The sequence below is a fragment of the Microbacterium sp. UBA837 genome (genome assembly GCF_002296025.1).
In the GTDB taxonomy this organism is placed as follows: Bacteria; Actinomycetota; Actinomycetes; order Actinomycetales; family Microbacteriaceae; genus Microbacterium.
Genome location: NZ_DBHD01000011.1, coordinates 5,820 through 10,651, shown reverse-complemented (window position 1 = coordinate 10,651; position 4,832 = coordinate 5,820). Strand labels below are relative to the sequence as shown.

At 68.0% G+C, this 4,832-nt stretch carries 4 protein-coding genes; 1 reads left to right on the top strand and 3 read right to left on the bottom strand.

Annotated elements, in window-relative coordinates; all coding sequences use genetic code 11:
• The first annotated feature begins 27 nt into the window (after positions 1 to 27).
• Complete coding sequence (locus tag B3587_RS01180; protein WP_292725946.1) at positions 28 to 2,661, top strand: MMPL family transporter; 2,634 nt, start codon at positions 28 to 30, stop codon at positions 2,659 to 2,661.
• A 29-nt stretch (positions 2,662 to 2,690) separates the two neighbouring features.
• On the opposite strand, the gene B3587_RS01175 is transcribed toward B3587_RS01180, so the two are convergent.
• From B3587_RS01175 to B3587_RS01165, 3 genes are all read right to left on the bottom strand, one after another.
• A complete protein-coding gene (locus B3587_RS01175) occupies positions 2,691 to 3,137 on the bottom strand; it encodes a hypothetical protein (protein ID WP_228178321.1) in 447 nt (148 codons plus the stop codon).
• Positions 3,138 to 3,240: 103 nt separating this feature from the next.
• Positions 3,241 to 4,110: an LLM class flavin-dependent oxidoreductase gene (locus tag B3587_RS01170; RefSeq protein ID WP_228178320.1), complete on the bottom strand. Its 870-nt coding sequence runs from the start codon at positions 4,108 to 4,110 to the stop codon at positions 3,241 to 3,243.
• Positions 4,111 to 4,151: 41 nt separating this feature from the next.
• Positions 4,152 to 4,832 (bottom strand): hypothetical protein (locus B3587_RS01165; RefSeq protein WP_292725942.1); only part of this gene is annotated, 681 nt, incomplete at its 5' end.

The following is a 4,832-nucleotide window of genomic DNA, read 5'->3' as shown; positions in this document are numbered from 1 at the left end:
CCCCCGCGTCCCGCCCGAAAGGTGACCATGGCTGAACTGCTGTACCGGCTCGGCAAGGCTTCTGCCCAGCGCGCGTGGATCGTGATCGTCGCCTGGGTCGCGGTTCTCGGTCTCGCGGGCGGCGCCTTCGCCCTGGGCGCCGGCACGCTGGCCACGAGTTTCGATGTTCCCGGAACCGCATCGGGCGAGGTAACCGACGAGCTCGCCCAGAAGCTCCCCGACTATTCGGGGGCCTCGGGTCAGATCGTGCTGCACACCGAAGATGGCGAGCCTTTCAGCGACGAACAGCGTGCGGAGGTCGCTGACCTTGCTGCAGGCATCCGCGACTTGCCCGACGTCGCCCGGGTCGTCGACCCGTTCGAGGCCGAACAGGAACGAGCCGACCGACAGCAGGAGATCACCGACGGGCGTGCCCAGCTCGAGCAGGGACGCGCGCAGCTCGAGTCCGGACAGGCACAGCTCGACGCCGCCCGAGCCGAGGTCGAGAGCGGACAGGCTCAGCTCCAGGACGCACAGGAGCAACTGGATGCCGCCCGCGCGCAGGCTGAGGCAGGCGGCGCCCCCGCCTCCCAACTCGCGGCCCTCGACCAGCAGCAGGCTCAGCTGGATGCCCAGCGTCAACAGTTGGATGCCGCGAGCCAGCAGCTCGAGGCGCAACAGGCGGAACTCGATGCCTCTCGTGAGGAACTGGCCGCCAACGAGACGCAGCTCGAGCTCGGTGCCGACCTGCTCGAGCTCTCAGAGGGCATCGGAGTGGTCTCCAGCGACGGCACTACCGCTCTCCTGAACGTCGCGTTCGATGTACCGCTGCTCGAACTCGACGCCGAAGCGAAGCAAGCGGTGATCGATTACGTCGAGGCGCACCCGATCGACGGAGTCGAGGTCGCTTTCTCGACGACCCTCGCGCAGTCCCTCCCGAACCTGATCGGTATCGGGGAGATCGCCGGTGTCGTCATCGCCGCGATCGTGCTGCTGGTCATGCTCGGCACCGTCATTGCCGCCGCGCTGCCCCTCGTCACGGCGCTGGTAGGAGTGGGGATCGCGGTCTTGGCGGCACTCTCCTTGTCGGGCGTGATCGACATGTCTTCTGTCACGCCGATCCTCGGGGTGATGCTCGGACTTGCCGTGGGCATCGACTACTCGCTGTTCATCATCAACCGTCACCGCAAGCAGCTGCTTGAGGGCGCTGACCTCCGCGAGTCGATTGGCCTGGCCAACGGCACCGCAGGCAACGCCGTGACGTTCGCAGGGTCGACGGTGATCATCGCGCTGCTTGCCCTGAATATCACCGGCATCCCGTTCCTCGGCCTCATGGGAACCGTCGGCGCCTTCGCTGTTCTCGTGGCGGTCCTCATCGCCATCACGCTGACTCCTGCACTCCTGCGGCTCGTCGGGATGCGGGTCCTGGGCCGGCGCGCCCGGGCGCGCGTTGGGACAGTGCACCACGCTGACGATCGAGCTCGCGCGATGCCGACCTGGCGTGCGCTGCTCACGGCAGTCGGCGCAATCGTGGCGCTGCTGGTCATCGCGATTCCTGCCCTGTCGATGCGCGTGGGCCTGCCCGACGGATCGAGTGAGCCGGAGGACTCGTACGCCTATCAGGCATACGAGCTGACCGCGGAAGCGTTCGGATCCGGCGCGAACAGCACGCTGCTGGTGACGGCGGCTCTGCCGGGTGACCTGGATGACACCGCTCAGCTGCAGGCTCAGCTCGATGTGGCGACAGCCCTGTCGGAGGTCGAGAACGTGGTGGCCGTCGCGCCGATCGCGGTATCGGATGACGGCACGCTCGCTGCGTTCCAGGTCATCCCGACCGAAGGGCCCAGCGCAGAGTCGACCGAACAAGTGGTCCGAGACCTTCGAGCCCTGCCTCCCGTTGACGGGGAGTACGAGCTCGGCGTAGCCGGGCAGGCGGCGATCAACATCGACATCTCCGAGAACATCGCCGGAGTCCTCCCGCTCTACATCAGCGTCGTCGTCGGCCTGTCGCTTCTCATCATGATCGTGGTGTTCCGGTCGCTGCTGGTGCCGCTGATCGCTACGGGCGGCTTCATCCTGTCGTTGTTCGCAACCTACGGCGCGACTGTCGCGGTGTTCCAGTGGGGGTGGGGAGCCCCGATCTTCGGCCTCCACAGCACGGGTCCGATCCTGAGCTTCCTGCCGGTGCTGCTGGTCGGCATCCTGTTCGGACTCGCGATGGACTACCAGCTGTTCCTGTCGTCGGGGATGCGGGAGGCCTACGTGCACGGCACGCCTGCGCGCGTCGCCGTCATGCGCGGCCTGCGGGCCGGGCGAGCGGTAGTGACAGCGGCGGGGCTCATCATGGTTTCGGTGTTCGGCGGCTTCATCTTCGCCGAATCGACGATGATCCGCTCGATCGGCTTCGGTCTCGCGTTCGGTGTGCTGCTCGATGCCTTCGTCGTACGGATGCTGCTCATGCCTGCCCTCATGCACTTGCTGGGACGCTCCGCCTGGTGGCTGCCGCGCTGGCTCGACCGCATCGTTCCCAATGTCGATGTGGAAGGCGCCAAGCTCGAACGCGCCCACCACGCGCCCTGGGCCGAGGAGGATCAGGCCGAGGTTTCCCACGAATCAGAACCCGCTGCGACGCAGGGGGAAGCGCTCACGCGGCGTGAACTGCGCGAACGCGGCGAACTGTAGCCAGCGGCCGGCGAGCGGCCCGGGCGTCTCTATTGCGTGATCGGCGCGACCACGTAGAGCAGCTGCGCCGTGCCGTCTTCCTGCTCGAGCAGAGTGACGCCCACGGTGTAGTCAGAGCCGGTGAACGACCAGATCTTCATCCCCCCGAAGTCGGACTCGGAGTCTGCGGTGTACCGGGCCTTCAGCTGCTCGATGATGCCCTCACCGTCGGCGACGCTCGGCAGTGTGTAGGTGACGGTGTAGCCACCGTCGACCGCGAGCGCAACGAGTGGTGAGCCGGAAGGGAGCGGGATGTCGGAGGGGAAGCCCTCCGGCACACTCGCGCCGTCACCGGTGTCGATGTCGACGCCGGTGGCGCCCTCGATGGCATCTTCGACGGTGTTGTTGATGAGCTGCTCGACCGGGTTCACGCATCCGGTCAGGGCAATGGCTCCGACGCCGAGCATGAGCGCGGCAGCGACGATTCGGGTCTTCATTGGTGTTCCTCCCCTGGGAGCGCGCGCCGACACGAACACCGGCGATGGTCGGCTCCCACCTCTGAGTGTGGCGACTCGCTGTGCGCCCCGCAAGGGGCGGCGATCACACGGATGGTGAGCCGCTCGAAGACCGCGCAACTCCCAGCATCCGAGCAACCTCTCCGCTGCGCTGCGAGAACCCGATGAGGTCCTGCTCGTCGGGATAAGGCTGGAGCACAACAGTGGTTGCACCCGCGGCGAAGAATGCCTCGACCGTCTCGGCGACCATTGCCACGTCGCCGTGCGCGCGCTCGCGCCCCGCCGGCTCGTCGGATGCCGCGGACCCATCGGTGAACCGCGCCGGGAGGTACACCACGACGGGGTAGTCGTCAGCTCTCTCGGCTGCCGCAGTTCGTACCCGGCTCGCCGCAGCACGCAGTCGGCTCGGGCTCCAGCCCGAGGGAATGACCGTTCCGTCGGCGAGGGCCCCAGCTCTGTCGAGTGTCTTGGGTCCTTCTGCCGCGGCGAAGACGGGAACGGCGACGGTCGGCGGCCAGTCCAGGGCCACGTCATCGAGCTGGACGTACCGCCCGTCGATCGTGACCCGTTCCCCGGAAAGCAGCGCTCGCAGTGTCGGCAAGTACTCCGCCATCAGCGTGAGGGGGGATGCGTGCCGCGCGCCGACCTGCGCCATCCAGCTCTGCACCCCGTGGCCGACGCCGCCGATGATGCGCCCCGGAAACAGCCGCGAGAGGGTAGCGAGCTCCATGGCGGTCAGCGCGACGTTGCGAAGCGGCATGGGCAGCACACCGATCGCGACGGTCAGCTCGGTCGTGGCGGCCAGAGCCGCGGCAGCCGAGGCGATACCCGACTCGCGAAAGCAGTCCTCCCACAGCCACAGCTGGGGTACTCCGGCGTCCTCGACCGAGAGAGCCACTTCCCGGAGACGTTCGGGCGGGAAGGCGGGTTCGAACACGACACCGAGTGAGCGCATGCACCCACGCTAGAGCAGGCAGCCGACAAGCCCGGTGGGCCTCAGGAACCGACCCCGCAGTAGTCGGCCACGGCGTTCAGGATCTCGGCGCGCATGTCCGGCGGGGCCGCCAGCTCGATCTGGCCGTTCTCGCCGCCGACTGTCACATCCGTCGTGAAGATCGTGCCGCGCTTGTCTTCCTGCACGGCATGGGCATCGCAGCGGAACGGCTCGAGCACGATGTTCACCTCGCGGCGAGCGGTATCGCCGGCGGGGAGCTCGATCTGCAGCGGTAGCGCGGCGTCCGGTCCGGTGCCGGCGTCGCCGAAACCGAGGAGGTTGGTCGGGCGGATCGCCTCGATCCTCGCGCCACCGGCTCCGGTCGGCAGGACCCCGAGGGTGAGGATGCCGACACCTCCGCCCGCGCCAGGTTCGAAGTGCGTGAACGAGGCAGCCGCCGCGTCGCCGAGCGCGTCGGCGACACACTCGCGCGCGTGCATCGCCAGCAGGAACTCGAGCGCGTCGGGAAGGTCTGCCCGCGCGATCCCCGAGCGCTCATCGAGACGCCACGCGAACTCCACGGTGGACGCCCCGTCATCGGGAACATCGCAGGCCGGCCTCGGGAGCTGGATACGAATGCCGACAGTGCTGCCCGGAGCGATGACACTCGTCCGTTGGAGCACGCGGTCGGCATCCGTCTCGAAACGCGGGTCAGCCACTGAGAGGGCGTCGACACTCAGCGG